This is a genomic window from Streptomyces sudanensis (assembly GCF_023614315.1).
Taxonomy (GTDB): domain Bacteria; phylum Actinomycetota; class Actinomycetes; order Streptomycetales; family Streptomycetaceae; genus Streptomyces; species Streptomyces sudanensis.
This window is the reverse complement of the sequence record NZ_CP095474.1, coordinates 4,295,796-4,296,165: the sequence shown is the minus strand read 5'-3', so window position 1 is coordinate 4,296,165 and position 370 is coordinate 4,295,796. Positions and strand designations below refer to the sequence as shown.

The 370-nt window shown below is 82.4% G+C and carries 1 pseudogene; it reads left to right on the top strand.

Going from position 1 to position 370, the window contains the following annotated elements:
• Positions 1–370 (top strand): annotated as a pseudogene (locus MW084_RS19855) (hypothetical protein); the annotation flags it as partial.

Sequence of the window (370 nt, the reverse complement as noted above, 5' to 3'; positions counted from 1 at the left end):
GGCGGGCGCCGCGCCCGCGTGGCCGGGCGCGGCTCCCGCCGCCGACGCGCCGCAGCGGCCGGCGGCGCCGTTCCCGGACCCGCAGGTCCCGGCACAGCCGCAGCCGCACGCCGGGTACGGCTTCCCGCACGGCCGGCCCCCCGCACCGGACGCCTGGCAGGCCCAGAACCCCTACGGCCTCCCCCAGGAGGGCCAGGCGCCCGCGCAGCCGCACGCCGGGTACGGATTCCCGCAGCAGGGCCAGGTCCCCGCTCAGCCCCCCGCCGGGTACGGCTTCCCGCACGCCCAGCCCTCCGCGGGCCCCGCGCAGCCGGACGGCGGACACGGTGTGCCGGGCCCGCCCGACCGGCAGGCCCACCCCCGTTCACAT